28 protein-coding genes are annotated in these 26,771 nt (G+C 45.6%); 16 read left to right on the top strand and 12 right to left on the bottom strand.

Going from position 1 to position 26,771, the window contains the following annotated elements; translation table 11 throughout:
• Positions 1-5 precede the first annotated feature (5 nt).
• From A3IE_RS0112535 to A3IE_RS0112555, 5 genes are all read right to left on the bottom strand, one after another.
• Complete coding sequence (locus tag A3IE_RS0112535; protein WP_020395966.1) at positions 6-587, bottom strand: PqiC family protein; 582 nt, start codon at positions 585-587, stop codon at positions 6-8.
• A 2-nt stretch (positions 588-589) separates the two neighbouring features.
• Positions 590-2,449 (bottom strand): PqiB family protein, encoded by a 1,860-nt coding sequence (locus A3IE_RS0112540; RefSeq protein WP_020395967.1) that lies wholly within the window; start codon positions 2,447-2,449, stop codon positions 590-592.
• A complete protein-coding gene (locus A3IE_RS0112545; RefSeq protein WP_245539196.1) occupies positions 2,442-3,080 on the bottom strand; it encodes a paraquat-inducible protein A in 639 nt (212 codons plus the stop codon). The genes A3IE_RS0112540 and A3IE_RS0112545 overlap by 8 nt, the downstream gene beginning before the upstream one ends.
• On the bottom strand, positions 3,064-3,726 hold the full coding sequence (locus tag A3IE_RS0112550) for a paraquat-inducible protein A (RefSeq protein WP_020395969.1): 663 nt from the start codon (positions 3,724-3,726) through the stop codon (positions 3,064-3,066). The genes A3IE_RS0112545 and A3IE_RS0112550 overlap by 17 nt, the downstream gene beginning before the upstream one ends.
• A gap of 75 nt (positions 3,727-3,801) precedes the next feature.
• Positions 3,802-4,992 (bottom strand): DUF481 domain-containing protein, encoded by a 1,191-nt coding sequence (locus A3IE_RS0112555; protein WP_020395970.1) that lies wholly within the window; start codon positions 4,990-4,992, stop codon positions 3,802-3,804.
• A 428-nt stretch (positions 4,993-5,420) separates the two neighbouring features.
• Here A3IE_RS0112555 and A3IE_RS0112560 point away from each other — a divergent pair, with 428 nt between their 5' ends.
• From A3IE_RS0112560 to A3IE_RS20635, 5 genes are all read left to right on the top strand, one after another.
• Positions 5,421-6,095: an ABC transporter ATP-binding protein gene (locus tag A3IE_RS0112560; protein WP_020395971.1), complete on the top strand. Its 675-nt coding sequence runs from the start codon at positions 5,421-5,423 to the stop codon at positions 6,093-6,095.
• Positions 6,092-8,581 carry an FtsX-like permease family protein gene (locus tag A3IE_RS0112565; RefSeq protein ID WP_020395972.1) on the top strand — a complete coding sequence of 830 codons (2,490 nt, stop codon included), beginning with the start codon at positions 6,092-6,094 and terminating at the stop codon, positions 8,579-8,581. The genes A3IE_RS0112560 and A3IE_RS0112565 overlap by 4 nt, the downstream gene beginning before the upstream one ends.
• Complete coding sequence (locus A3IE_RS0112570) at positions 8,578-9,669, top strand: lipocalin-like domain-containing protein (protein ID WP_020395973.1); 1,092 nt, start codon at positions 8,578-8,580, stop codon at positions 9,667-9,669. Before A3IE_RS0112565 ends, A3IE_RS0112570 begins: the two co-directional genes overlap by 4 nt.
• Positions 9,670-9,769: 100 nt before the next feature.
• On the top strand, positions 9,770-10,234 hold the full coding sequence (locus A3IE_RS22135) for a PaaI family thioesterase (RefSeq protein ID WP_157832873.1): 465 nt from the start codon (positions 9,770-9,772) through the stop codon (positions 10,232-10,234).
• 237 nt (positions 10,235-10,471) lie between these two features.
• Complete coding sequence (locus tag A3IE_RS20635; RefSeq protein WP_020395975.1) at positions 10,472-10,729, top strand: hypothetical protein; 258 nt, start codon at positions 10,472-10,474, stop codon at positions 10,727-10,729.
• 81 nt (positions 10,730-10,810) lie between these two features.
• Here A3IE_RS20635 and A3IE_RS0112585 read toward each other — a convergent pair whose 3' ends face one another.
• The 5 genes from A3IE_RS0112585 to A3IE_RS22525 are packed head-to-tail and all read right to left on the bottom strand — an operon-like array spanning position 10,811 to position 12,660.
• A complete protein-coding gene (locus A3IE_RS0112585) occupies positions 10,811-11,260 on the bottom strand; it encodes a GNAT family N-acetyltransferase (protein WP_020395976.1) in 450 nt (149 codons plus the stop codon).
• Between the two features lie 2 nt (positions 11,261-11,262).
• A complete protein-coding gene (locus A3IE_RS0112590; protein ID WP_157832874.1) occupies positions 11,263-11,481 on the bottom strand; it encodes a hypothetical protein in 219 nt (72 codons plus the stop codon).
• A gap of 15 nt (positions 11,482-11,496) precedes the next feature.
• Positions 11,497-11,916, bottom strand: coding sequence for a secondary thiamine-phosphate synthase enzyme YjbQ (locus A3IE_RS0112595; RefSeq protein WP_020395978.1), 420 nt, complete (start codon positions 11,914-11,916; stop codon positions 11,497-11,499).
• Complete coding sequence (locus A3IE_RS0112600; RefSeq protein ID WP_020395979.1) at positions 11,913-12,509, bottom strand: transglutaminase-like domain-containing protein; 597 nt, start codon at positions 12,507-12,509, stop codon at positions 11,913-11,915. The genes A3IE_RS0112595 and A3IE_RS0112600 overlap by 4 nt, the downstream gene beginning before the upstream one ends.
• A complete protein-coding gene (locus A3IE_RS22525) occupies positions 12,496-12,660 on the bottom strand; it encodes a hypothetical protein (RefSeq protein WP_020395980.1) in 165 nt (54 codons plus the stop codon). The genes A3IE_RS0112600 and A3IE_RS22525 overlap by 14 nt, the downstream gene beginning before the upstream one ends.
• 216 nt (positions 12,661-12,876) lie before the next feature.
• Here A3IE_RS22525 and A3IE_RS0112610 point away from each other — a divergent pair, with 216 nt between their 5' ends.
• A complete protein-coding gene (locus A3IE_RS0112610; protein ID WP_245539197.1) occupies positions 12,877-13,683 on the top strand; it encodes a transglycosylase SLT domain-containing protein in 807 nt (268 codons plus the stop codon).
• A gap of 44 nt (positions 13,684-13,727) precedes the next feature.
• Here the strand turns inward: A3IE_RS0112610 and A3IE_RS0112615 are convergent, their stop codons facing one another.
• Positions 13,728-13,952 (bottom strand): hypothetical protein, encoded by a 225-nt coding sequence (locus A3IE_RS0112615; protein ID WP_020395982.1) that lies wholly within the window; start codon positions 13,950-13,952, stop codon positions 13,728-13,730.
• A 141-nt stretch (positions 13,953-14,093) separates the two neighbouring features.
• Positions 14,094-14,531, bottom strand: a complete 438-nt coding sequence (locus A3IE_RS0112620; protein WP_020395983.1) for an EVE domain-containing protein — start codon at positions 14,529-14,531, stop codon at positions 14,094-14,096.
• 419 nt (positions 14,532-14,950) lie between these two features.
• On the opposite strand from A3IE_RS0112620, the gene A3IE_RS0112630 reads away from it, so the two are divergent.
• From A3IE_RS0112630 to A3IE_RS0112675, 10 genes are all read left to right on the top strand, one after another.
• Positions 14,951-15,751, top strand: a complete 801-nt coding sequence (locus tag A3IE_RS0112630) for an enoyl-CoA hydratase (RefSeq protein WP_020395985.1) — start codon at positions 14,951-14,953, stop codon at positions 15,749-15,751.
• Between the two features lie 83 nt (positions 15,752-15,834).
• Positions 15,835-17,436 carry a CHAT domain-containing protein gene (locus A3IE_RS0112635; RefSeq protein ID WP_026154921.1) on the top strand — a complete coding sequence of 534 codons (1,602 nt, stop codon included), beginning with the start codon at positions 15,835-15,837 and terminating at the stop codon, positions 17,434-17,436.
• A gap of 13 nt (positions 17,437-17,449) precedes the next feature.
• Positions 17,450-18,871 carry a tetratricopeptide repeat protein gene (locus A3IE_RS0112640; RefSeq protein WP_026154922.1) on the top strand — a complete coding sequence of 474 codons (1,422 nt, stop codon included), beginning with the start codon at positions 17,450-17,452 and terminating at the stop codon, positions 18,869-18,871.
• Between the two features lie 163 nt (positions 18,872-19,034).
• A complete protein-coding gene (locus A3IE_RS0112645) occupies positions 19,035-20,813 on the top strand; it encodes an AAA family ATPase (protein WP_020395986.1) in 1,779 nt (592 codons plus the stop codon).
• A gap of 98 nt (positions 20,814-20,911) precedes the next feature.
• Positions 20,912-21,550: a metallophosphatase domain-containing protein gene (locus A3IE_RS0112650; protein WP_020395987.1), complete on the top strand. Its 639-nt coding sequence runs from the start codon at positions 20,912-20,914 to the stop codon at positions 21,548-21,550.
• 89 nt (positions 21,551-21,639) lie between these two features.
• On the top strand, positions 21,640-22,674 hold the full coding sequence (locus A3IE_RS20645; protein WP_020395988.1) for an MBL fold metallo-hydrolase: 1,035 nt from the start codon (positions 21,640-21,642) through the stop codon (positions 22,672-22,674).
• Between the two features lie 20 nt (positions 22,675-22,694).
• On the top strand, positions 22,695-23,543 hold the full coding sequence (locus A3IE_RS0112660) for an alpha/beta fold hydrolase (RefSeq protein WP_020395989.1): 849 nt from the start codon (positions 22,695-22,697) through the stop codon (positions 23,541-23,543).
• A 392-nt stretch (positions 23,544-23,935) separates the two neighbouring features.
• Positions 23,936-24,220, top strand: coding sequence for a transposase (locus A3IE_RS22140; RefSeq protein WP_020395990.1), 285 nt, complete (start codon positions 23,936-23,938; stop codon positions 24,218-24,220).
• A gap of 282 nt (positions 24,221-24,502) precedes the next feature.
• Positions 24,503-25,711: an ATP-binding protein gene (locus A3IE_RS0112670; protein WP_020395991.1), complete on the top strand. Its 1,209-nt coding sequence runs from the start codon at positions 24,503-24,505 to the stop codon at positions 25,709-25,711.
• Positions 25,708-26,730, top strand: a complete 1,023-nt coding sequence (locus A3IE_RS0112675; protein ID WP_020395992.1) for a ParA family protein — start codon at positions 25,708-25,710, stop codon at positions 26,728-26,730. The genes A3IE_RS0112670 and A3IE_RS0112675 overlap by 4 nt, the downstream gene beginning before the upstream one ends.
• The last annotated feature ends 41 nt before the right edge of the window (positions 26,731-26,771 follow it).

Consider the following 26,771-nt stretch of genomic DNA (forward strand, 5'->3'; position numbering starts at 1 on the left):
TCTCCTTATGGTTTCGGCAATGCAGATACCCACAGATCAACTAACTGCCCGATTAAGGCATTTTGGGCTTTTACAATATCTCCAACAGTATCACCTTCTACCTTGCGCACCAAATCTACTGTCCCTGCCTCCACCAATTTATCCGATGCTCCCCGCAATAATTGCCAACGCCCCTTTAAATAAGCCTTATCATTCAGGGCTCCATCAAATTGACTCACTTGCAGTGAAAATTCATATTGAGGGGTTTGCTCCAACTCCCAAGGCGCAGTTTGAATCCGTGTCGCAGGCAAACGAACTTGCAATTGCTGTACCAAAGCATTCGTTAACTCATCACGCAAATCCCCGCCCCATTGATACGTATCCGAGACATCGACTTGATACCCTTGTTTACGCAACACCATTTGGCTACGTTTCAACAAATCCGGTATTTGGACACGACTAATCCCGACACTTTTAATATGTTGCTTATTGGCTACTGGCTTAGCAACTTCGGTGGAACTCAAAGTGTAATAAGCGGTTTTGGGGCTACCGCCTGCACAAGCCACCAAACTCCCCACTAGCCATAAGATAAGCACACGGTACCGCATTATTACTCCTGTCGCCCACGAAGTAATGACTCCGGCTGACGCTGCAAGCTTTCTGCTAAAGTACGCACCGCACGTGACATTGCCGTTAATTCGTCAAGCATTTCCGTTAATTGATATTGAGTAGGGGAATTTTTTGCCATCACCCGATCTAAGTGACCCAAAGAACCCTGTAAGCGTTGCAAGGTTTTATTCAACTCGACACTACTCGCCGAAATATCACGCCCTGTTGGCGCCCAACTATTGGTTAAGGTCTGAATCGACTTTTCAGTAGTAGCGGACAATTGACTAAAATTATTCGACATCTGCCCCACATTCCCTGTCAGACTATTCAAAGAACGTGTAAAACTGTTGCTAGCTTGATTCATATCTTTGCTGAAATTTGGCAAGGTTTGCGCGTTCACCGTTTGCATCACGCGGCGTGCATCGGCTAACGCGGCTTGCGCCTCCTGCATAGTGGTTTGCGTTTCGACTAATAAGCTATTTGCATTCTTGACTACCTTTTTGACCTCATCACTGTCCACTAATTGACGAATGCTCGCCGTGGTACGCTGTAAATCTTGCGCCACTTGATTCGCAGTATTCATTAAATCTTGTAGGCTGGGCTGAGACACGGTGGGAAACACATCATAAAACTGACCACGCGCAATTTTAATATGTTCATCAGGCTCGGAAAAATCCAAATCAACAAACACTTGTCCTGTTAAGAAATTGCCACTTTGCAATTTGGCACGCATTCCCTTAGCTACCAAGTTTTCCATCAAAGCCGGCGCTAGGTCTAAACTAATGGATTCTGAGAAACGCTGGGGTTCTACCGAAATCAAGACTGGAATACGCAAATCTTGGGTGCTTTTATCCATCAGTAAGCTGACTTTTTCGACCTGACCGACCCGAATCCCTTTATATTCCACAGGCGCTTTTTCCACGAGACCGCGCACGCTATTGTTGAAATACAAGGTGTAATACAAGCGATCTTGATAACGTTTAGTACGGCTACTGGCATAAGAAGGAAATAAATCAAACAAAGTGCCTGGAGGACTCACGGTTTTATCGGTTTGATCCGCTGGTGTATCAAACGCAATACCGCCAGAAATCAACGTGGTAAGCGATTCCATACGCAATTCCGCACCAGTGGTTCCCATTTTGAAATCAAAGCCACTCACATTCCAGAATAAAGTACCCGAATTGATATAACGGTAATAAGGTTCATCAATAAATATCCCTATATCAACCTTATCGCCCTCAGTTTTAAGTTTATAATCAATCACTTCACCTACTTGTAATTGTTTATAAAAAATCGGTGTCCCAATATCCAGTGATCCCATGGTATCGGTAACAAGCTTATATTCGCGCCCAGCGCGCGCAGGGCGTGTTGGTGGCGGCCCTTCCAAGGCTTGATAACACGCTAAAGGGTCTTGCGTTGGTGTGCCTGTAGTTTCTTCTTCTTGCGCGGGAATCATCCCCACATAACTACCAGAGAAAAGTGTGCCCAAACCAGAAATTTCAGTGCCTTTAATCCGTGGGCGAACTACCCAAAATTTAGCACTACATTTCAGGGCATTGCTGATTTCTTTATTGAGCGCCAACTCGACTAAAGGCTGTAGGTTTTCATCCAAAGTCACCCGCTCAACCTTCCCCACAGTCACCGCTTTATAGCGTACTCGCGTACTACCGGGCTCAATATTTTCTGCACTCGGAAAGCGCACCACAATAGTATCACCACGGTTATACCAATAGGTCGCTAGCAGCCATAAACCAATCAACGCCGCTGCCAGCGGAATTAACCACACCGGTGAAGGCCAACGTTGACGCTTAACCCGCACCTCAGGCAAGCTAGCCATATCCAGTAAATGATTATTATCCATCGATCACATTCGCACCGGGGATAGGCTGCGCTTCCCAAATGAGGCGCTTATCTAAACTATGTGCAGCAAACATGGTTAGAACCACCACCGCTGCAAAAGAAAACGTGCCAATATTGGCTTGAACCTGCGCAATATTACCGAATTGCACTAAACCGGTAAGCACCGCCACCACAAAGACATCCACCATAGACCAACGTCCAATATATTCGGTAAAACGATATAACTTAATACGATCCAAAGGCCGCCACGTTGACTGACGCTGGATAGTGATCAGTAAAAAACCGAGTGCAATCAGCTTTAAAATCGGCACTACAATACTCGCGACAAATACTAATAAGGCCAAAGGCCATTGGCCTGCCTCTGCTAAATGAAAAACTCCCCCAATAATCGTATCAGGCTGGCCTTTACCGAGAAAATAGACGCTCATCACGGGGAGTAAATTAGCAGGGACGTATAAAATGGCCGCCGCAATCAGCAAAGCCCATGTCACTTCTACACTACGTTTTGAGCCTTGATGAATCCCATGCTGGCAGCGGGGGCAATGTAATTTATCGTGTGCCGCAAGCTGAGCGGGGGCTTTGCTTAGGCAACCGCAGATACGGCACAATACGGTATTAGACTGATTCATCATTCTTGCCATCACAGCGCTTTAACTGACTCCATACGCTAAAGTCATCTAACGTAGCGCTAGTGACTGCCATGGTTAGAATCAGAAAAGCAAACGACCATAGTGCAGGGCCTACAATCAAAGTAGCCATTTCGCCCAGTTTGACCACAGACACCAACATGCCCAACATAAAAACCTCAAGCATCCCCCAAGGTTTTAGCTCATGAATCCAGCGGAATAAAAAAATGGCCGGTTCAGGCGGCCAATGCCTCTGTAAGCTAAGCAAAATCCAAAGCTGAGACAACAATTCAAATAAAGGAAAAATCACAATAGTCAACAGCAATAACACGGCTAAAACAGGATAACCCTGCTGCCAAAAGGCCACACCTGCACCAATCAAGGTAATTTCTTGCATCAAACCGCGCGCTGATAAGCCTAATAGCGGAAAAGCATTGGACAAGATAAACAAAATCAATCCGGTCAAGGTCAAGGCAAGCGCCATTTGCACCATATGGGGGCGATTACGATACAAGACGGCTTCACAACGCTGACAAAGCGCTATTTCCCCTACGGCAATCGGGCGGTAATCATGTGCTAAACCACAATCTGTACAAGTTACATAGCTTGGCGACTGTGTCTGAGCCCTCGTTATTGGTTCTAATTCAGTCATACACGCATCAAACCACAAAAAAAAGGAGAATGCAGCATTCTCCCTTTCTTTATAGCATTAACCTAGAACGTCAAATTAACGTAGGCGATACTTCAAGCCCATGGTCAAACGACGATCGGTGCCGTCATCTGAAGAACCATCCTCATTTACTAAGGACGCCGTGGTTTCGAAATTCAATACATTATTAATCTCATAAGAGAAGGTGGAAGCTAATGTATGAATCGTGCCATTAGTATCTGCTTTACCATTGTGGCGATAATCAATATCCCATGAATTCAACCAATCAATATTATCTGCCAGTTCATAGGACAAACTCATATCATTGGTAGCTGAATACGAATCATCACCGTCATTAATCTTTGTGCTAAAGGTAGCAACATTCGAAAACTGGGTGCGATTATTGAGTGGCATATGATATTCACCCTGCACTTCTAGCTTTGGATTAGGATCACCATCAAAAGCCGTAAAGGCATAACCTAAACCCGCACGGACTTTCCAACCAATACGACGTTTGAAGGTATTTTCACGCATTAACACATCGCGTACTTTAATCGCCCCTTGCGCACCTAAACCATTCGCTAATGAACCACTATTCCGCAAGGCTTTTTCAATATCACTGACCCAATACATCACATAATCATTCGCACCATAACGACGCTTGTAGATATATTCCTTAGCAACAATTTGGGCAATTTCTTGATATACCCCAACAGCAGGCTTAGCATTAATAATGCGGCGTTTATATAATTCATCCATGACGCGAATGGTATAAGCCATCGGTGTAACGTCTGTTACACGCCCCATACCGGCACCAATTGTCGCGGTGGTCTCCACATTATCCGTATCAAAATTATCTAAATTCTCTAGCTTATCGCGTGCTTCAACACGACCGCCGCCATACCAAAACGCACCACTACTACCTGGCACAAAATAAGAATCAATATTGCCATCAATCGAAGCTTGATAAGTGCTACTACGCTCGGCATCTTTTGCTGAACCGCGATTGACATTACCAATTATTTCGCCGCCATAACTAAAATCACGCGCAGGGGTACTAAAAAGGCGATCATAAAAAGCATTCAAATCTAGGTTATAACTCGATTGACTATCATTGCGCCCTTTGCTCAAATCAAAGGCGCCAATAACATAAGCTTCTTCCGAATCACTGCTGCCTTGTTTGTAATCAAACAAAGAAACCTCCGCTTGTGCTTGCCCCCAGCCCCATAAAACACTAACCGCAACAGCGGCTAAAATCTTTTTTTTCATTGTCATGCTCCTTGAACAAATTCTCATTACATTTTTTAATTTTCATAAAAAAATACAGCGCTGCTAAATTCCATTGGCTGCAATAGCACTTTGCGCTCAAATTACAAATAATGTTGCGAATTAACAACAATTTTTTTAAGCCGTGGACTTTAACATGCTGAATAGGAATCTGCGAATACCCCAAGCTTTAACTGGTAATGTTATAAACAAATGTATCAACAAACCCCTATGCCCTTTCGTTAATGTACTCGCCCTCAAATGACATTCACCTGAATTAATCAAGTGTGTTGCTATAGAATTTTTCCTAATACCCTAATCAATTAAGCGCTCAAATGCATCATAATCATAGGAGTTAAGTACAAACTAGCAAGCGCATGACTACTAGCGCTATGCTGTGAAGCCTATACCTTTATGAAGACCTGCCTGCTATGTTGCAACTGATTAAAGTTTCCAAAGCTTTCCCCCAGCCCGATGGCCAATTAACGCCGATTTTAGCGGGGATCGATTTCCAGCTTAATGCCGGTCAGTCGGCGGCGCTATTGGGCGCTAGCGGTAGCGGAAAAAGTACCTTGCTACATTTGATTGCGGGTTTAGATACACCTGATAGTGGCGAGATTGTCGTGCGCGATCAGTCGATTATGACCTTAAGTGAGGCTAAATTAGCGGAACTCAGACGCCATACCATTAGTTTAGTATTCCAACAATTTTATCTGATTAGCACCTTGAAGGTGGTCGACAATATTCGTTTTCAAGCCCAATTGTCTCAGCGCTACGACCCCGCATGGGAAAAACAATTAGTGGACCGTCTAGGTTTGGGGGATCAATTGCAAAAATATCCGCATCAACTGTCTGGAGGCCAACAACAACGTGTAGCCATTGCCCGCGCCTTACTCCATAAACCGGCTTTAGTCTTAGCTGATGAGCCAACGGGCAATTTAGATGAACACAGCAGCGAACAAGTGATGGCTTTATTAAGTGAGCTGGTCAAACAAGCGGGTAGCGCTTTATTGATGGTGACGCACAGTCGTCAAATGGCCAGCTATTTAGACCAAGCCTATTGGCTCAAAGCAGGTAGTTTACATAGCGAAGTGATCGACACATGAAGGGCTTAGGTTTAAGTTTAAAAGCCTTGCTCAGCCATTATTGGTGCTATCCGTGGCAAGCTTTATTTTTAATCGCGGGGCTCTGTGCCGGAGTCGCACTGTGGTCGGCGGTGCAAATTATTAATGGGCATGCGCGTGCAAGCTACGAGCAAGGCAATCAAGTCTTGGGTGCGCAAGCCTATTATTGGATTCGCGCCAAAGATGAGACTGGTGTGAGTACCGCCGATTATGCCCAATTACGCCGCCAAGGGTTTCGCGAAGTTTATCCCGTCGTGCAAGGCGTCCTCCTAAGCGCCAAACAGCAAGCGATTCCTATTATTGCCACCGATCCAATTGCTTTGCCGGTACAGGCTATTCAGACGAATACCTCAGCCACTGAATTTAATGGCCTCGCTTTTATGCAAGCGCCTTATCAAGCGTGGTTTCCACCGAGTTTAGCGCGTGAACTAGGCGTCCAAGTGAATGAGCGGCTGCTATTAAAGGATGGGCAAACGATGCCGCCCGCTCTGCTACAAACGCAAACCCAACAAGGTCGCCAAGTTTTATTAGATATTGCGCCCGCTTTAAGCTTACTCAAACGCGACAAGTTGAGCTATTTGGCAGTCACACAACTCAGTGAGCCTGAGAAAACACGTCTGCAACAAAGCCTACCCGCGCATTTAAGTTTGGTCGAGAATCGCCAAAGTGTTGATTTAAGCCAACTCACGCAAAGTCTTCACACGCAACTGTCCGCAATGAGCTTACTATCCTTCGCGGTTGGTTTATTCATTGTTTTCAATGCTGTGCGTTTCTCACTATGGTATCGACGACCCACCTTACGCACCTTACGCCTCATGGGTGTTAGCGTTTCGACTCTAAGCTTAGCCATTGCCGTAGAAACCTTAGTGTGGAGTCTTGTTGGCAGTGGCTTAGGTTTAGCATTGGGCTATCTCCTAAGCCAAAGCCTATTACCCACGGTTAGCTCCAGCCTGCAATCGCTGTATGGCGCCAATTTGGGTAGTGACATTATTTTCCAAACCCGCACACTCCTTTGGGCATGGCTACTGACTTTAGGTGGATTGATACTCGCGCTGGCTTTACCTTTATGGCAACAATTACGCTTGCCGGTGTTACCTAGCAATACACTTAGCACCCATTGGCGCAGCGACCAACGCACACGTAAACGCTTATTGATCGCGGCAAGTGTTTTGGCGCTACTAGCTATTTTTATTTATCCACTGATTCATCAACTCATCCAAGGCTTTATCTTACTCGGTATGGTTTTGCTCGCGGCTGCTTGGGCATTGCCTGCGTTGCTGGCCAGCAGTCTAAAGCTTTTGGAATATTTACTGCCGCCAGATTCGTTTAAAGCACGCTGGCTCATACGGGATGGTTGGGCACAACTACCCGCACTACGCACCGCCATGATGGCCTTATTACTCGCCTTAACCGCTAATCTAGGCGTAGAAATGCTAGTGGGTAGCTTCAGAACGGCTTTATCCACGTGGCTTGAGCAACGTATTGCGGCAGATTTCTATGTGCAAGGGAGTAGCCAGTTTAAGCTGCAAACGCTATTAGACGATCCAAACACCGCTGATTGGCTGGCCGCTGTTAATGAGCGCACGCAAATCAGTTTACGTTGGCAGGAACACCCGTTATTACTCCGTGGTGTTAATCCAAGCGCACCGGATAGTCAGACCATTAGTTTCACCCAAGCTTTACCCGATGCTTTGAAAACATGGCAGGCGGCTGACTCACAACAGCAGTGGGTCTTAGCCAATGAACAATTGCATTATTTAGCGGGTGTCAAATTAGGGGACTCCCTAGCACTAGAAACACCTCAAGGCCCCGTTGCTTTTCAGGTGATTGGTTTTGTGCATGATTATGGCAATCCTTATTATCAACTTTTTCTACCCAACTCCTTGCTAAAGCGCTATTGGCCGCACGCTGAGCCTTGGAATACTTCCCTTTGGTTGAAGGATCAGCGCTTCGCCGCACAGGCTGAACAAGCACTTTTAAAGGCGGGTGCCAAAGCCGGTGATTGGGTGGAGCAAAAAACCATTAAGAGCCTATCGTTAAGTATTTTTGATCGCACGTTTGCGATGACCGCTGCCATGAATAGCCTGACCCTGTGGGTAGCTAGCATTGCTTTACTGGCTGCTTTAATGGCTATTTTACAAGAGCGTTTGCCGGAATTTGCACAGTGGCGCGCTTTGGGTGTGAATCGCCTAGAACAGTGGTTGGTGATGAGTACGCCTTTATTCATTTGGGCAGGTATCACTTGGCTAGCCGCCCTACCCTTGGGTGCTTTATTGTCATGGATTCTCATCCATAAGCTCAATGTGATGGCCTTTGGTTGGAGTATGCCTTTATTGTGGAGTATGACGCCAGCGTGGCACCTCGCCCTATTAACACTAGGTGTAATTTTGTTCACGCTAGTGCTAGTCGCATGGCAACTACGCCGCAAACTGCCACAGGCGCTAGCACAATTAGGAGCACAAGCATGAGGTCTATTTTATTCGTATTAAGTTTAGTGCTCAGCAGTCTTATTCATGCACAAAGCGTTACTCAAGATGCCTACCAAGTGCTACGCCAAGACGCGCAGGGCTATGCCGAGGTCATTCCAAACCGCCGTTTCCAATTCCCTGCTGATCATGCCCCGCACCCCGATTATCGTATTGAATGGTGGTATATCACCGCTAATTTAAGCGATCCGGATGGAAATGCTTGGGGCATACAATGGACATTATTCCGCCAAAGCTTATCTCCGACACCTATGGTAGACGGCTGGGCTAGCAATCAAATGTGGATGGCTCATGCCGCGCTTTCTACACCCAACGGCTATTATCCCGAACAACGTTTTGCGCGTGGTGGCATCGGTCAAGCAGGCGTAAGCAGTGCACCTTTTACGGCGTGGTTGGACGATTGGCAATGGCAAGGTGATACGACAGAGCCTTTTCCCTCACGCTTACACTTTACGACCGCAGATTGGAACTTAACGTTTGAATTGCAAAGCGATAAACCGTGGGTGCTACAAGGCGATCAAGGTTACAGTCAAAAGTCGGAAGGCAAACAAGCCAGCTATTATTACAGCCAAGCACATATAGCCATCAAAGGTAAAGCAAGTCGTTTAGGAAAAACCATTCCTTTAGAGGGTAAGGCTTGGCTAGATCGTGAATGGAGTTCGCAACCACTCGCCTCGCATCAACAGGGCTGGGATTGGTTCTCACTACATTTCAAGGATGGCTACGCGCTAATGGTGTATCAATTGCGCAATACCCACGGCAAACACTGGCTCAGTGGTAGTTGGATTAGCCCTGATGGCAGTAGTCAAACCCTAAAAGCGGATGACATTGTGCTAACACCTCAGCAACGCCAAACGATTGAAGTGTTACGCTTAGGGCAAAAGACACCCACCAAAATCACCTTACCTTTAGCATGGACGATTGAATTACCGCAGTTACAAAAGCGCTGGCACATTAGCACACCTTATCCCAATCAATGGATGGCAGCACAATTTCCGTATTGGGAGGGTGTTGTGAGCGTCGATGAAGGCAAATCGGGTATGGGGTATATGGAATTGACCGGCTATTAAACGATTTATTGGGTTTCAATATTGGCGCACTCGGCTAGGCATCACGTTGGCAACCATGCTATATCAGATGCTATTCCACAAACTGTTGAGTCAAACGCTTATGAGCCAACTAAGTCCTGCTGAACTAATGACACTACTAGAGAACAACCTTCCAGCGGTAGACCATCGGGGAGAAATTATCGAAGAAATTGGGGAGTCTCATTTACGCATTCGTCTTCCTGTCACCTCCCAGTATCTGAGCCACGACTTACCCGCTGGCTCAGGCCAAGCGGTACTTTCAGGCCCCATTACCATGGGATTTGCTGATACCGCTTTATATGCTTGTGTGCATGCCTTCTACGGCGCGTCGATATTTGCCGCTATCGTTTCATTGAATATTTCGTTTTTCAGTGTCGCAGGCGCTGGTGACCTCGTCGCGGTAGCACGACTCATTCGTAAGGGTAAGACACTGGCATTTGTCGAAGCACAGCTCTACTCGGGTCAATCCACTAAGCCCTGTGCTCAAGTCACTGCTACCTATGCAGTACGCTACCCTGCCAAACAACTTAGTGTTACACAAGCCTGATAGGGTGTTCTGGTCTACTAGAAACGGACACGTGGTTAAGAGGTGTTTTAGGATCAGTGCTGATGAATACTAGGAGACGCAGATGAAGCCGAAACTTCACTACGACGAGGCCTTTAAGAAAGCAGCCTGTTAGTCACGGAGCAAGGCGATTGACCGTGGCTCACACTATACCCGTAAACGCTGTGGTATCGTGAACCAATGCATATCGACAATAATCAAAATAGGAAGTACGTATCAATGGAGCTGCTAAACACCTTTATGGAATGGGCTTGGGCTAGACATCATAATGTACTGAGCTGGTACATTCGCCCCCTTTTCTTACTGCCCTTTTGCTATTTTGCCTATCAACGTTCTTATCTAGGCATTACCCTGACCCTGACCCTCTTAGCCTTATTAAGCAGTATGTTTTGGTTTCCTGTGCCTGACTCCATTAGCCCTGCTGTGCTTTCAGCCTTACAAGCCGAAGTAGAGTCTCGTTTACAAAACTTATCCTAGGGCAAGCGCTTGAAAAAAGTGACTGAACTAGGAGATAAAGAGCCGGTGTAGGAGTGCTCGAATGTCTTCTATATCCTGCCCTTAGCGAGGTTGTTTTTTAAACACTTTTTTAAAGTTCGCCTCAGCCTCGTCACAGGCTTCATAGCCACAAGCCTGATAAAACTGTGCAGCACTCACTGTATCCGTATAAAGATACAGCGTTTCAAAATGTGACGACGCTGCGTTTTCTAAATGTGTTAGCAACAATCGCCCGATGCCTTGTTTTCGATAATCAGGTAGTACATAAAAGCGGCGTAAGCGCCCAACACTGTTATCTTGATAAAGCCAAGTATTAATACCTTCAAGCGCTATTAGTTGCTCGTTTTGATAAACACCACAGAGAATTTCACCTTCCTTATCAAAGCAGTTTACGCCTGAAACAAACTCTTGTTTCAATCGTTTGAGAAAATGAAAACCTTCTCGTTCATTAGCTTGCGATAGCATCTCAAACGCTGGCGGTAATGAGTTTAATAACCTGATACTGGATTCCATCCTCAATCCAACCATAACTCACTCTGCATAAACGTAACTGCCCTATCCCACAATATGACCTTATCGCCACGCCATTCGCACCGTAAAGCACCACCGCGCTGAGAAAGTTGTCGTGCCTCTAAAATGGGTTTATCTAACTGCTTTGTCCAATAAGGGGTTAATTGGCCATGTGTTGCACCCGTTACCTTGAAATAATTGGTCGGTAAACGCATCAACAACAAACTGTTTAATCCTCATTAATACTCTCCATAAATCGTCACAGTCAGTTGGCGTTGAAACTGCCCGATTCGATGTTCGTAGACATATACACCCTGCCATGTACCTAAAACACTTTGCCCACGTGTGACAGGAATAGTTAGCTCGGTGTGGGTTAGCATACAGCGCACATGGGCACTCATATCGTCGTCACCCTCGTAATCGTGACGATAAGTAGGATCAGCATCGGGGGCAAGGCGTTGTAAAATAGTTTCTAAATCATGGCGCACGGCTGGATCAGCATTTTCGGTAATAATCAACGAGGCGCTGGTGTGCTGAATAAACACATGACACAAACCTATTTGAATCCCACTTTGCCGAATCAACTGTTCAATCTGTGCGGTAATTGAATAAGTACCACGCCCTTTAGTGGTAAGTGTCAGGCTTTGCTGAAAGATCATGCTACAACCTCACTATCCCAAGGTAAACGCTCCACCACCTCTTGCACCGTCTGAGATTGGGTTAATAGCGCAATCACCATCGGCAATGGTTCTGCAAAAATCCCTTCTATGTCTTTTTCATAGGGATCGATTAACTGAAAGGCTAACTGTTCCACGGGCGGAGTAAATTGCGCATTGACCTCAGGTTTATTACCACGCGCATCCACACGATACCAACCATAATGCGGCAGATAAATCGCATTGAGGCCGTGCAAGCAATAAGGTGGCTGATCGGTCAGGGTTAAACGCTGATAACACAAACCAGCAGGTATGCCATTAGCACGTAATAAGGCTGCCAATAAATGACTCTTGGCGTAACAGAATCCCGAACCCTCATGTAATACCTCGGAAGCTTTACAGGTCACTACGGTCAAGCCCTCATAATCTAAACTATGTTTGATGTCATCGCGCACAAACTCAAAACACGCTTGTGCAATCTGTTTGGCGGTATGATGGGGAGCGGCTAATTGCTGGGCTTTCGTTACAATACTCGGGTGTTGCCAATCAATATAGGGACTCGCGGCTAAATAGTGGGTTGGATCAGGGTGTTCCATACATATGCTCAGTCAAAATCTTGTAATAGTAGCTAGTATCGCAAAAACTATGATCGGGCATTAGTGCATATTGTGGAATAATGCCTGCTTTTACCCAGTGTAAACGCTCATACAAGCGCTCGGCCTCATCCGTGGCGGTGTCTAATACCAATAAACGCTTACCTGCTTGATACGCACTTTGCTCAGCCGCTTACATTAAAAAAATGCATGGTAGTCATACACTTTCCGTCTAAATCCACACTTATATCATTAAGCAATTAACTTACCACCGTTCAGCGTAGTGTTGCTTTCATTTGCGACAATTTTGCCCCCGCTAATGGGCGAATCCGTGCATAGTGAATAAACAAGATAATCTAGGGACAGTGTTGTGTTGAGAAAGCATTGGTTGTGTTTAGGGTGGTTACTATTTTTATTAGCATTGGCCCCAGTAAGTTTTGCTGATAAGCCAAGCTGGCATAGTATTGCCTCGCCCACAGCCATCGCCCAAACCAAATCAGGCATTGCACAGCAACAAGAAGCTTTACTCAGTTATTTTCTTAGCCAGTCTTTACACGGTCAGGGTAAAAAAGATTTTCAGAAAGTAGTAAAATCGGTCGAAAACACCATTGGTTGGCGTAATAATAAGGGCGGCAATATTTATAAAGAAGGTTTTAAACGCTCGATTAGCTTCGTAAAAGGTATGGATTTGCAAGGAATACCTTTGTCTATTATGTTAATCCCGATTCTCGAATCACAGTGGCAACCCAAACAAGGCAAACCAAGTGAGGATTATGGGTACTGGCAACTCACTCCCGATATTTTAAAAGAAATCCAACAGTTAGAGCATGTGCCTGCCACCGTGCGCAAAGGTAGTTTAAATGCGGTACGGGAAAGCCCGTGGTTAAGCACGAAAGCTGCACAAACGCATTTAGCCCGTTATTATTTTTACTTTAAACAGGTCGCTAAGTATTCAGAAAGTGATGCGTGGTTATTTACCTTTGTGTCGTATAACTGGGGTGCTGGCAATGTGAAACGCTTATTAATCGACGTGAAAAAGAGCGGGCTTAAGCCTGATTTTGCCAATTTTTATCACGTACTCTACGAAAAGCAAAAAAAGAACCCTGATGATATTTCTATGCGTGCAGGCTTAGAGTACCTGCCCAAATTATGGAATATTGCGCAATTAGTGCGCTAAACAAAGGAGTGACTATTATCACTCCTCAGTCGTTTAAAGAATACCTATGATGCACTTAATGCCCGATAACAATCAGGACAGACTTTAATCGTTTTAACCGTTTCAAAACCTTCACCACCTGCATCATTCGGACGTTCTAAACGATGATTTTTGTGATAGCGGTTGGCTTGACTACGCTTGGGATAAATAACAGGTCGGGTTTGAACGATTAGGGAATAAGTTGGAACGTTAGCAGAAATTTGTTGCTGACAATGATCGCATAAATACATTCTCGACGGCGTAATTTGCAGTAACCTTCTGGGAGCCGATCTCCAGAAGCGTAGGTGATAAGTATTATTAGGCTAACGAGTTTCTTCAAACGCTGTCAACGCCAAACTGACCAGCGGATTGGGTCAGCTTTAGCAATTCTTTTAAGTAGCACTACGAGGAACATGCCCCAACATCTGTTCGGCAATAATTGCAAAATCCGCTTGCGAAATTTCTAAATGCCCATAACGAAACGCAGCTCCCCATTTACTCTTATCCTTGATAAAGTTTAATTCTGCCAATAAAGGACAAATAGCCACCGCTTTTGCAGTCTTCACAAACTGTATATCACGGCGAAACGGTACAAAATTCGGAAACATTTCAAACGCATACACCTTATCTCCAATCACTTCACCAATTGCAGTAAACTGTTGGCAAGGCTGCTTATCTTCAAAGTGCTCCTTAGGCGAATAATAGATAATCCAATCCCCTTGTTGCATACGCTTTAAAGGCTGTGCTTTACCATGACATAACTGGCAAAAACCACCCGCTACACCACGCTGCACATGATTATTTGATGCCACACCAATCCAATACTTCATAAGATCTTCTCTCTGATTTTTAGGTTGAGTAGCTTAACGCATAGCTACTGACAGCATCCTGTCAGGATGGATTTCAATGGATCATGTATTACTGTTTGAAATGAATGTTTAGGTGATGTACTCGCTAATAACCTACTTCACTACTCGATTACAACACTTTGTAGTAAAAACTGCTTGATGCCTAGTCACTGGAAGCGGCATTCATGGGGATGCCGATTTATTGGCAAAGCGGCTTTACAGCGTATCCGCTTGACCTGCAGGCTGTGGTACAATGTGATGATGATTTTACAGTGATAAGCGATGATGCAGTAGCTTTTTACCCATTGCTATTGCTATTGCCAATGCGCTGGAAAGTGAGTAGGTGGGCGTCATAAAACAACGCTGTAGCGCTATTGTTTAGCTAAAAAAGGAGGAGAGTCATGTCAGCCAATCAAAGACTGGTGCAGGAATTGGATAGTGAAGGCATCTTACGTTTGACCTTGAATGAGGTTGGCCAGCGCAATGCTTTATCTGAGGCAATGCTGGACGAACTGTATGTAGCATTTACGGAAGCGGCTAACAATCCTAAAGTCAGAGTGATTGTGCTCGCCGCGAATGGTTCTGCGTTTTGTGCAGGTCACAACCTGAAAGAATTGACGGCGGCACGTGCGAATGATGATGGTGGTAAAGCTTACTTTGCTAAAATCATGGCATTATGTGCCCGCGTTATGCAGACCATCGTGCACTCTCCCAAACCGGTGATTGCTGAAGTAGCCGGTATTGCGACCGCCGCAGGCTGTCAATTGGTCGCGAGTTGTGATTTGGCCTTGGCGGCGGATACAGCGCAGTTTAGCACTCCGGGTGTGCATATTGGCTTATTCTGCTCCACGCCGATGGTGGCACTGTCCCGCAATGTATCGAATAAACATGCCATGGAAATGCTCTTAACAGGTGACATGGTTTCAGCAAAGCGTGCTGCGGAGATTGGCTTAATCAATCAAGCCGTAGCCAATGAAGCACTGCGGGATAGCACCATGGCAATGGCACGCAAAATCGCTAGTAAATCCAGCCTCACACTCGCGATTGGCAAGCGTGCTTTTTATGAGCAACGTGAAATGCCACTGGCTGAAGCCTATGAATATGCCGCACAGGTTATGGTGGAAAATATGCTGGCGCATGATGCACAGGAGGGCATTAATGCCTTTATCCAAAAACGCCCTGCACAGTGGGAGGATCGTTAGCCCTGCTGCCCCAATCGATGCGCTATAAGCTATTAAAAATCTGATAAACTGCACCGAACTCCCGATTAAGAGCTCGTCTGCTGATGAAAGCCGCTACCCTCTCGCTATTCACACTTGACGCTACGCAGTTCGCGCTGCGCTTATCCGATGAACAGAATCATGTTTATTTCACTAGCGCAGCATTGCCGCGTACAGCACTTAAACCCTTGTTCGACATCACTGAAAGTAATTACCAAGCCTCTGCGCCAGATTTAAAACAACAGGGTCAGGAGCTGTATGCTTGGTTTAACTTACACACGCAAGGGCATTTAGCGACATTACGCCAACCCAAGCAAGCGCTGGCATTGCGCATTGATATACAAGTTGGTGCTAATGATCTGGGGTTACGGCATTTGCCATGGGAATTGTTACACGATGGGGTGCAATTTTGGTGTGCGGATCCGATTCATTTATTCACTCCGATTCGCCTAGCCAGCGACTATCAACACCAATGGCAACCCGCCACCCGCCCGTTGCAAGTGCTATTCATGGCCAGTTCGCCCGAAGATGTGCAACCTGTCTTAGATTTTGAGGCAGAAGAAGCAGGTATTTTAAAAGCCACTGAACAAAAACCCTTGCTTTTACAAGTGGAAGAAAGCGGCTCATTGCAAGGCTTGGAACAATGTCTAAATGACATGCCGCAAGCACCTGATGTGATTCATCTAAGTGGTCACGCGGAATTACCTAAGGCAGCTGAGCCGGTATTTTTATTAGAAAACGATGTAGGGCAATTGCAAACCGCCACTGCGCATGAGTTGGCAAAAGTGCTGGTGGCAACAGATCGCTTGCCGCGCTTATTATTTGTCTCGGGCTGTGAAACGGGCAAATCCGATTTGAGCCGTGATCTCTTATCCTTTGCCGAACAATTGGTGCAAGCCAATGTGCCGGTGGTGTTGGGTTGGGCTTTGCCTGTGGGCGATGTGGCAGCCTCCCAAGCCGCAGCGGTGTTATATGACAAACTCGCCACGGGTTTACGTTTGGACATGGCGATTGCCGCCGCGCGCCAGTTTTTATTCGAGCAGCAATCACCCTATTGGCATTTATTACGCTGTTTTGCCAATGCTTCCGCGCTGCAAGCGTTGATTGCCAAAGGCAGACAACGCGTTGTGCCGACTGCCATCACTGAGCAATTATTCTTGGATGCCGGCAATACGATTGCGGTGTGCAAACGTACTGAATTTGTCGGGCGCAGGCGCTTATTACAGCGCTCTTTGCGGTGTTTGCGTACTTGGTCTGGCTATGAAGGCTATGCTGAAGGTGTTTTGCTGTATGGCATGGGTGGTTTGGGTAAAAGTAGCACAGCGGCGCGTTTGGTCGAACGTTTAAGCAACACGCATCTTAAAGCGGTGCATTATGGGCGTTTGGATGAAGTTAGCTTGCTCAATTGTTTACGCAGGGTACTCAAGCCCAAGGCGCTTTCCGTATTAAATGATCCCGAGCTCAATCTTTATGCGCGTTTATGTACGCTGTTTGATCTGGACAATAATCCTTATTGCGATAAACCTTTGCTGATCGTATTGGATGATTTTGAACAAAACATACCTCAGCAACAGCGTGACAAGGGTCGTGTCAATTCTGAAGATTATGAACCCAACAGTTTGCAGGTGTTAAATACCCTACTGCAAGCCATTCACGACACACAGTGATGTGCGAGTGCTGATGACGTGTCGGCATGATGTACCAATTCCTGCGCCCTATCGACTGCATAAAGCCAGCCTTAACTCTTTGCAAGGTGCGGATTTAGTCAAAAAACTAAAACGTTTGGTAGGTTTTCAACAAGCCAGTGAGCAGCACCAAGCGCAAGCCCTTGCCTTGGCGGATGGCAACCCCCGCTTATTGGAATGGCTCGATCAAGTATTTTTGGATAAAAGCATTGCGCTCGATGCGCTGTTTGCGCGTTTGCAAGCGGAAGCTAGCCGCTTTCGGGAAGCGATTTTGCTAGATGCCTTATTCCATGCCCAAAACAGCAAGGTGCGTCGCACGATTGCCTTAAGCGCTTTATACCGCCTACCTGTGCCATTGCCAGCCGTGCAAGCCTTAACCGAAGACCCACCAACGGAAAGCTATTTAGCGCAAGCCGTGCGGATTGGTTTGGTGGAGTTGAGCCATGAACAAGGGCAAGCCCATTATTTTGTGTCAGGTTTATTGGATGTGGTATTGGCGGGCGAAATCCAAGCCGCAGAACGTGAAGCATTGAGCGCCAAGGCTGCACAAGCTTTAGCGGAATTATGGCAAAGCGTCGGCTCAGAAACACAACGCTTGGAAGTATTACGCTTGGCAGTGGCGGGCAACAACCATCAGGTCGCTATTCCTATAGGAGACAAGCTTGCCTATACCATGCACGATCAAAATCGTTGGCGCGAAGCTGAAAACCTGTGTCAAAGCGTGTTAGCCTTGCATGAAGATTTTCGCTTACTGACTACCTTGGCACAAGTACAGCAACGCTTAGGGCAAGGTTCAGCAGCAAAGGCAGCGATTGAACGTGCACTTGCCATTGCGCCCCCTAGCGAAGAGGCGGAAGAAGATTTACGACGCGAGCGGGCGTTAAGTTATGGTGTATACGCCGACATCCTGCAAGCCCGTGGACAACTCGATGAAGTCTTACGCATTCGTACTACCGAAGAATTGCCCGTCTATGAACAACTCGGCGAGGTACGCTCCATCGCCATCACCAAAGGACAAATCGCCGACATCCTGCAAGCCCGCGGACAACTCGATGAAGCCTTACGCATTCGCACCACTGAAGAACTGCCCGTCTATGAACAACTCGGCGAGGTACGCGAAATCGCCATCACCCAAGGAAAAATCGCCGACATCTTAGAAGCCCGCGGACAACTCGATGAAGCCTTACGCATTTACAAAGTAGACATGCTACCTACATTTGAACAACTCGGCGATATGAGAGCGTTATTGGTGGGACGAACTAACTTAGCCATTACATTATACCAAAAAGACGTGCAGCAGTTTGCGGCGGAAATCGAAAAACTATTAAGGCTAGCGCTGGCCGATGCGCAACAGATGCAGATTCCTGAGGCGGAGCAGATTAGAGCTATTATGCAGCAGATGGGCTTGCAACCTTGACAGTTTGGCAATCACACCAGTTATGCAGGATTACTCACTGGAAGCGCTGAGCATTTTACGCAAAGTGGCTCAGCGCTTTGTGTCGAGGCTTATGCCTATGGCGTGCGCCGTAAATCACCCATGCTATAATCTTAACTCAAGCTCAACGCAGTAGGATTAAGCGATGAAATTCCCTTATGGTATTAGCAACTTTGTCACCATTCGCAAGGAAGCGTTTACTTATCTGGATCGCACCGCTTCTATTCCTGCTATAGAAGCCGCAGGCAAACAATTACTATTCCTACGTCCGCGTCGTTTTGGCAAATCTTTGCTGATTTCGACCTTGTCTAGTTATTATGACCTCAAGCAAGCGGATCAATTTGCAACCTTGTTTGGTGATCTTGCGATTGGGCAAAACCCTACCCCTGAACATAATCAATACATGGTCTTGCAATGGGATTTCTCGATGGTCTCGGCGCAGGGCGATATTGAGCAGATTAAACAAAGCTTATTTACCCATATCAATTTAACCATTAAAACCTTCAAAGAAAGCTATAAAACCTATCTTCATCGAGACATAGACATCTTTGCAGATAATGCCATTGGTAGCTTTGAATCACTGTATCGTGTGGTGAAGGAAAGCAACCACCAACTGTATCTGCTGATTGACGAATACGATAATTTTGCCAATGAAGTGCTGATGCACAATCAAGGCGATAAACCGCGTTATCGTGCTCTATTGGAAGGTGAAGGCGTATTAAAAACACTGTTTAAAGTGGTTAAAGCGGGTGCATCACAAGGCGCCATTGCGCGGGTGTTTATTACCGGCGTGTCACCCGTCGTGATGAGTGATATGACCAGTGGCTATAATGTGTCTAAGAATGTGTCTTTAGAAGATGAATTCAATCATTTGTGTGGTATTACCGAACCAGAATTATCTGCTTTAGTCGCCTCAGTATTACAGGCTTGCCAAACAGAAACCGAGCACACGCCTGTTATGGAAACCCTGCGTCAATTTTACAATGGTTATCGCTTTAGTTATGACATGGATGCACCACGGATCTATAACCCGATTCTGTGTTTCCATTTTCTACAAGCCTATCAAAAAGGCTGTGCTGCACCACGCAATATGTTGGATGGTAATTTGGCAATGGATGCGGGGCGGATTCGTTATATTGCCAATCTCGCGCAAGGTCAGGCGGTGATTGATAGTGTGTTGGATGAAGAACAACCTGCCACTATTGCGCAATTGGCCAGTGATTTTGGTGTTGAGAATCTGGAGCGCGTCGAGCAAGACACCGATTACATGCTGTCGCTGCTGTATTACTTTGGTGTGCTCACACTGGGCGGCGTGGATGACTATGGCAGCTTGATCCTGAAGATTCCTAATCTGGTGGTACATGCGCTGTATTTGGAAGAATTAAAACGCCAAACCTTACCTGATATTCGCCAAGAAAAGACTGCACAGAAAATTGCTCAACAATTCTTTCGTGATGCGGATTTGCAGCCTGTCGTCGATTTCATGGAGCAGAAATACTTCAAGGTGTTCAGCAATCGGGATTATCGCTGGAGTAATGAACTCACCGTGAAAACGGCTTTTGCTAGCCTGTTGTATGATGATTTATTTTATGTGATGGAGTCTGAGGTTAACGCAGGGCGGCGCTATACCGATTTAGTCATGACGGTGCGCCCTAGTATGCGCCAATATGCCTTGTTGGATGTAGTGATGGAGTTTAAGTATCTGAGCTTAAATGAGTTAGGTTTAAGAGGTGAACAACTGGCACAAATGACGCGCACCGAACTAGCACAATTGCCTGCTGTGCAAACTGCACTCAATAATGCTTTGCAACAGTTAACACAGTATCAACAGGCCTTAGTCCAACGCTTTCAAGAGCCACAACGCTTGCATTGTTTTGCGATTGTAGCACTGGGCTTTGAGCGGGTGGTGTGGCAGGTGTTGTGAGGAGGCTTTGTGTTATTCATCAACTGCAAAAGTCGGACTGTTCTCTAATGAAAAAGAACTCTGCTATGACTGGTTTATTGTTTTTAGTTCACACGTAAATGATGCGCCTGACCTTTATTTCGGATACGCATGGCAAACACCCCTTACTTCACTTAGCAAGTGGTGATGTGCTTGTGCATTGTGGTGATTTCAGTAGCTATGGCGATTTGGATGAAGTGGAAGATTTTGCTCAATTCATGGGTAAACAAGCGTTCACCCATAAGCTAGTGATTGCGGGTAATCACGACTGGTGCTTTGAAGATGAACGCCGTGCGGAAGCCGAAGCATTAATGCGAGATAATGGCATTATTTATCTGCACGATTCGGGTATTGAATTAGGGGGTTATTATTTTTGGGGATCGCCGATTCAACCTGAATTCTGTCATTGGGCTTTTAATCGACCGCGCGGTGAAGTCTTAGAACAGCATTGGCTGAAGATACCTCAAAATACTGATATTTTAATCACCCATACGCCAGCCTATGGCATTCTCGATACCTGTTTTGATGGGCAAGCTGCCGGTTGCGAAGCTTTATTAGCTGCGATCCAACAGATTAAACCCAAAATCCACGCCTGCGGTCATATTCATGAAGCCTATGGGCAACTGTTACAAGACCAAACCTTATTTATTAATGCCGCCAGCCTAGATGAACAGTATAGGTTCAGAAATCCACCTATCACTATTGAATTAAGCGGATAGCCTTAGTCTGTGCGCGGTTTTCTATTTTCCCGTAACATCGCTACTTTACTGATAACACCCTATCCCTACCCCAAGGCCGATGGATAAATATGGCAGCCTCTCCTCCGCACTATGCTTTTGAAACAACGCCTGAAGCAGGGCATTATTTGCAAATTACGCCCACTATTTATTGGCTGCGTATGCCCTTACCGATTGCGTTAAATCACATTAATCTGTGGCTATTAGAAGAACAAGATGGTTTTACAGTGGTCGACACAGGCTGGGCCAGTGAACAGACCATTAGTATTTGGGAACAGATACAAGTGAGGCTATTTAAACAGAAACCGATAAAGCGTGTGATTGTGACGCATATGCATCCCGATCATGTAGGCTTAGCGGGTTGGCTGACCGATGTTTATCAAGCCCCTTTATGTATGTCGCGTGCTGAATTTCTGAACTGCCATTTATTATTAAATTACACTCATGAAAAGCCGCCTACCGAAGCACTGCAGTTCTACCAAGCAGCGGGCTATGACGAGGTACAATTACAAAAATACCGCGCACATTTCGGTCAGTTTGGTCAGTATGTGCGCCATATTTCACACTCGTATCAACGTTTACGAAATGAGCAAGTGCTGAAGCTTAACGGGTCTACATGGCGTGTGGTGATCGGTGAAGGACATTCCCCAGAGCATGTCTGTTTATTCAATGAACAAGACAATATTTTCATTGCCGGTGATCAATTACTCCCGACGATCTCATCCAATGTTAGTGTTTGGCCGACTGAGCCTGAAGCGAATCCTTTGGAGGATTGGCTAAAATCCTGCAAACATTTACAAACGCTATTAAATGATCAAACCTTGGTATTGCCTTCGCATGGTCGCCCTTTTTATGGGGCAACCTCACGTTTGCAGGCTCTGATTGAAGAGTCTGAAACCAATTTAGCGGCCTTAGCTGATTTTTGTCATGAGCCACGCCGTGCGGTAGATACCTTTTCAGTATTATTCAACAGTCCTATCACCAGCTCCAATCTCATGATGGCAACGGGCGAAAGTGTGGCACATTTACACTGCTTACGGGAGCGCGGTTTAATTCAAGAAACTTATGACAAAGGCGTTACTTATTGGCAACGCAGACCTTCTTAATCCACTAAACAAAAAACACCATGCCCAATCCTACTGAATTCCCCGCCAAATCCCCCGCACAATTTAACGTAGTTATTGTGCATGGGATGCAAGAATATGCGGGGCGTTATCAGGCATTTGCAGAATACCTCGCCCAACAAGGTGGGCATATTATTAGTTTTGATTTAGCTGGACACGGCGCAGAAAAAGCACCGAATCAATTGGGGGATTTTGGCGCGGCTGGTTTGCAAGCTACGTTTAGCGAAATTGAACAGTATTTCCAGCGCTTTAATAATCAACTGCCTGATATATTATTCGGGCATAGTATGGGTTCAGCTATCGCTTTGCGCTATGCTCAAGCACATACGCATTTAAGCCAATTGATCTTATGTGGATTACCCACCAATTCAATACTTGCCTTAAACGCTGCTTATTATGCTGCTAAACTTGAGAAGTTTATTCGCCCACAAAAACCTTCTCTGCTGTCTTATTTGTTCAAAACGTATAACATGGCATTTAAACCCAATCGAACGGAGTTTGATTGGCTAAGTGTTAACCCTGATAATGTCAATCGTTATATTGCTGACCCTTTATGTGGCTATACCATAGCACCTGATTATTTCGTACAAATGTTCGCGATGATGCGCCAAACATTTCCTCACTCCGCCCTCAAACAACTCGATCCAGCGTTAAAAATGCTCTTGATTTGGGGCGCTGACGACCCTGTCACAAAGTTTGGAAAAGGGACTGAACAATTTGCAGCCCAATTAAGGTCGCTTGATTATCAGGTCAACACCCAAGCCTACCCAGTGCTGCGCCATGAAATTCTGCATGAGCACGAACGTCTGCAGGTTTATCAGGATATAGCTGAATTTATTCAGACTAATTAGCCCAAGTTGCGCGAAATAAGGCGAAGCCCAAGAGGAAGGTTTTAAAGTGTTATTGACCAAAACAAGCACTGTAAACGAGATTCCTCATGGACATGACTATCATAGCGCTCTATTGCTTATGTGACGATTTTTTGAAATACCTTCCACATCGTGACACACCCCCAGTCGTATGAGTAATGCGGAGGTGATTACCACGGTTATAGTCAGTGCCCTCTATTCTCAGGTCATCATGATAAGAGTTGTCAGTTTATGAAAGCCCATGGCTACATTCCCCAGATGCTGAGCAAGAGTCGTTTTAACCGACAGGTACACGGGGCTTAGCGTCGGTCATTAGACAGCTTTTTCAAAGCCCTGGTCAGTCTTGGAGTCGTGATTCCTATTAACTTCTTTAGGTGATCGATAGTTTTCCTATCGCGGTGTGTGACAACAAACGCATTCAGCGCTGCCAACGGTTTCAAGGAAAGGAATGGCGTGGTTATCAAGCCAGTAAGCAGCGCTATTTCTACGGGCTTAAAGTCCATCTACTGGTGACCGAGGCGGGTGCATCCGTCAACTGCTTCTTTACTGAAGGCTCAATGAGTAATGTGAAAGCCTTGAAATTATTCGATTTTGACTTACCTGAAGGCGCTGAAATCTTAGGGGACAAAGCCTACGATGATTACGGCTTTGAGGAGTAGCTCGCTGTAGTAAACTTAGGGCTGTCACCCTTGAGAAAGGGTAATTCCAAACGAGCTATCCCTGCCTATACCACATATTGGCGCTCACTGAAACGCAAAGTCATCGAGACTACGGGGAGTCTATTGGAGCAGCTCATGCCCAAACATATTCACTCCGTTACGGGGCTAGTTTTATGTTAGCCCTCAGTTTCAAGTTTTTACTCGATTAAGCTCGAGCAACTTGAGTTATATAGTCATGCTATGCTTAAACGAATACTCAATAGCACATTAATGGATAATTGGATGAAAGTCTATACAGACGAGGAACTTCTAAATTTATTGGATGCATTAGAATCTGACCGAGTGGAGCGTAAGGAGTCATTCAAAGGAGACGTGCCCAAAAAAGCACGGGAAGCTATTTGTGCCTTTGCTAATGATCTGCCTAATCATAATGAGCCGGGTGTATTGTTTATTGGCGCAAAGGATAATGGAAACCCTAGTGGTATAGAAGTCACTGATCAATTGTTACTTACCTTAGCAGATATAAAAACTGACGGAAAAATTCTACCACTACCCGTAATGACAGTAGAACGGCGTCAATTAAAAGATGCTGAGATGGTGGTTGTTACGGTTATGCCTTCCGATATGCCACCTGTGAAATGCGACGGTCGTATTTGGGTACGCACTGGTTCGCGCCGTTCTTTGGCGAATGCACAAGAAGAGCGCATTCTCAATGAAAAACGCCGATATAAAAACCTGCCCTTTGATCTTTATCCTATCCCTACTGCAAAAGTTACTGATTTATCAAAGCTTATTTTTGAGAACGAATATCTGCCTGCTGCTTTTGCTCCTGATGTACTAGAAGAAAACGGGCGTAGTTATGAGCAACGTCTTGCTTCTTGTAAAATGATTGTTTCGCTGGATAACCCAATACCTACAGTGACAGGGTTGCTAGCTATTGGTAAGAGTGTGCAGGACTACCTCTCTGGAGCTTATATCCAATTTTTACGTATCGATGGTTTAGAGTTGGCTGATCCTGTTATAGATGAGGAAAATATCGGGGGCGCATTGGGAGAAATGTTGCGACGGACTGAGGAAAAGCTCAAGGCACACAACCGTACTCTCATCGATATTACCTCAATGCCCACGCATCAAAAAATCATGCCGTATCCATCTGCGGCTATTCAGCAAATCCTGTACAACGCTGTACTACATCGTACCTATGAAAATACCAATGCTCCGGTTCGAGTCTATTGGTTTAATGATCGTATTGAAATTTATAGCCCTGGCGGGCCTTATGGCAATGTAACTAGCGAGAACTTTGGTAGGGCAGGTATTACTGATTATCGCAACCCTAATATTGGTGATGTACTGAAAACCTTTGGCTTTATTCAAGCTTTTGGACGAGGCATTGCTGTTGCTAGGCGTGAAATGGAAAGAAATGGTAATCCCGAACCTGAATTTGAAACGAACTCTAGTGCCGTGGTTTGCATTTTAAGAGGCAAGGTATGACTCCTCCTGTTCTAACCTTTTTTAATAATAAGGGTGGGGTCGGTAAAACCTCGCTGATTTATCATCTAGCTTGGATGTTTGCTAATTTACATAAGCGAGTTGTTATTGTTGATCTAGACCCTCAAGCCAATTTGACGGCAGCATTTTTGGACGAAGATCAGATTGAAGTCATTTGGAATAGTTCGATTGCTGGTTCGACCATCTATCAGTGTGTGAAGCCACTGGTGGGTGTGGGTGATATAGCCGAGCCAGTGTTGCAAACGATTGCGACCGACCTTTATCTTTTACCAGGTGATGTGAGTTTGTCGGGGTATGAGGATGAGCTTTCTAAAGAATGGCCTAACAGTATGGGAGATAATAATTTATATCGACCTATGCGTATTCTCAGTTCTTTTTGGCAAGTAATGCAAATGGCAGCCGATAAGGTTCAGGCTGATATTATTTTGGTGGACATTGGTCCTAATCTGGGGGCGATTAACCGTTCAGTGCTGATTGCTACCGACTATGTGGTTATTCCATTGGGCGCTGATTTATTTTCTCTACAAGGTTTGCGCAATTTGGGACCCACTTTAAGAAGTTGGAAAAGCTTGTGGCAAAAACGTTTGAATAATTGGCAAGACAGCCGTGAGGTAAGTCAGTATCCCGATTTTCGCTTGCCAGTGGGGAAGATGAAACCCATAGGTTATCTTTGTCAACAGCCTATTATGCGTTTAGGTCGCCCTGTTATGGCTTATGATAAATGGATTAAACGTATTCCTGCTGTATATCGAGAGGCAGTGTTGGGTGAAGCTGCACCGATAGCGATGGCACAAGCTGATGACCCTTATTGTTTGGCTACCATTAAACATTATCGCAGCCTAATACCGATGGCTCAGGAGCATCGCAAACCCATTTTTGCTTTAACCCCTGCTGATGGCGCGATTGGTAGTCATGCTAATGCGGCACAGGATGCATGGAAGGATTTCAAGCAGCTGGCTATTAAAATAGCCAAACAAATTCACATGCCATTGGATAGATAAACCCAAGTGGCGTGTTCAGGTCTCCTAGCTTATAAGTGCTG

It is taken from the genome of Thiolinea disciformis DSM 14473 (genome assembly GCF_000371925.1).
Taxonomy (GTDB): domain Bacteria; phylum Pseudomonadota; class Gammaproteobacteria; order Thiotrichales; family Thiotrichaceae; genus Thiolinea; species Thiolinea disciformis.

What these genes read in the sequence shown, in the direction of transcription:
- A3IE_RS0112535 (WP_020395966.1), bottom strand. Translation starts at nt 587, where the DNA reads ATGCGGTACCGTGTGCTTATCTTATGGCTAGTGGGGAGTTTGGTGGCT.
- A3IE_RS0112540 (WP_020395967.1), bottom strand. Translation starts at nt 2,449, where the DNA reads ATGGATAATAATCATTTACTGGATATGGCTAGCTTGCCTGAGGTGCGG.
- A3IE_RS0112545 (WP_245539196.1), bottom strand. Translation starts at nt 3,080, where the DNA reads ATGATGAATCAGTCTAATACCGTATTGTGCCGTATCTGCGGTTGCCTA.
- A3IE_RS0112550 (WP_020395969.1), bottom strand. Translation starts at nt 3,726, where the DNA reads ATGACTGAATTAGAACCAATAACGAGGGCTCAGACACAGTCGCCAAGC.
- A3IE_RS0112555 (WP_020395970.1), bottom strand. Translation starts at nt 4,992, where the DNA reads ATGAAAAAAAAGATTTTAGCCGCTGTTGCGGTTAGTGTTTTATGGGGC.
- A3IE_RS0112560 (WP_020395971.1), top strand. Translation starts at nt 5,421, where the DNA reads ATGTTGCAACTGATTAAAGTTTCCAAAGCTTTCCCCCAGCCCGATGGC.
- A3IE_RS0112565 (WP_020395972.1), top strand. Translation starts at nt 6,092, where the DNA reads ATGAAGGGCTTAGGTTTAAGTTTAAAAGCCTTGCTCAGCCATTATTGG.
- A3IE_RS0112570 (WP_020395973.1), top strand. Translation starts at nt 8,578, where the DNA reads ATGAGGTCTATTTTATTCGTATTAAGTTTAGTGCTCAGCAGTCTTATT.
- A3IE_RS22135 (WP_157832873.1), top strand. Translation starts at nt 9,770, where the DNA reads ATGAGCCAACTAAGTCCTGCTGAACTAATGACACTACTAGAGAACAAC.
- A3IE_RS20635 (WP_020395975.1), top strand. Translation starts at nt 10,472, where the DNA reads ATGGAGCTGCTAAACACCTTTATGGAATGGGCTTGGGCTAGACATCAT.
- A3IE_RS0112585 (WP_020395976.1), bottom strand. Translation starts at nt 11,260, where the DNA reads ATGGAATCCAGTATCAGGTTATTAAACTCATTACCGCCAGCGTTTGAG.
- A3IE_RS0112595 (WP_020395978.1), bottom strand. Translation starts at nt 11,916, where the DNA reads ATGATCTTTCAGCAAAGCCTGACACTTACCACTAAAGGGCGTGGTACT.
- A3IE_RS0112600 (WP_020395979.1), bottom strand. Translation starts at nt 12,509, where the DNA reads ATGGAACACCCTGATCCAACCCACTATTTAGCCGCGAGTCCCTATATT.
- A3IE_RS0112615 (WP_020395982.1), bottom strand. Translation starts at nt 13,952, where the DNA reads ATGTATTTATGCGATCATTGTCAGCAACAAATTTCTGCTAACGTTCCA.
- A3IE_RS0112620 (WP_020395983.1), bottom strand. Translation starts at nt 14,531, where the DNA reads ATGAAGTATTGGATTGGTGTGGCATCAAATAATCATGTGCAGCGTGGT.
- A3IE_RS0112630 (WP_020395985.1), top strand. Translation starts at nt 14,951, where the DNA reads ATGTCAGCCAATCAAAGACTGGTGCAGGAATTGGATAGTGAAGGCATC.
- A3IE_RS0112635 (WP_026154921.1), top strand. Translation starts at nt 15,835, where the DNA reads ATGAAAGCCGCTACCCTCTCGCTATTCACACTTGACGCTACGCAGTTC.
- A3IE_RS0112640 (WP_026154922.1), top strand. Translation starts at nt 17,450, where the DNA reads ATGACGTGTCGGCATGATGTACCAATTCCTGCGCCCTATCGACTGCAT.
- A3IE_RS0112645 (WP_020395986.1), top strand. Translation starts at nt 19,035, where the DNA reads ATGAAATTCCCTTATGGTATTAGCAACTTTGTCACCATTCGCAAGGAA.
- A3IE_RS0112650 (WP_020395987.1), top strand. Translation starts at nt 20,912, where the DNA reads ATGATGCGCCTGACCTTTATTTCGGATACGCATGGCAAACACCCCTTA.
- A3IE_RS20645 (WP_020395988.1), top strand. Translation starts at nt 21,640, where the DNA reads ATGGCAGCCTCTCCTCCGCACTATGCTTTTGAAACAACGCCTGAAGCA.
- A3IE_RS0112660 (WP_020395989.1), top strand. Translation starts at nt 22,695, where the DNA reads ATGCCCAATCCTACTGAATTCCCCGCCAAATCCCCCGCACAATTTAAC.
- A3IE_RS0112670 (WP_020395991.1), top strand. Translation starts at nt 24,503, where the DNA reads ATGAAAGTCTATACAGACGAGGAACTTCTAAATTTATTGGATGCATTA.
- A3IE_RS0112675 (WP_020395992.1), top strand. Translation starts at nt 25,708, where the DNA reads ATGACTCCTCCTGTTCTAACCTTTTTTAATAATAAGGGTGGGGTCGGT.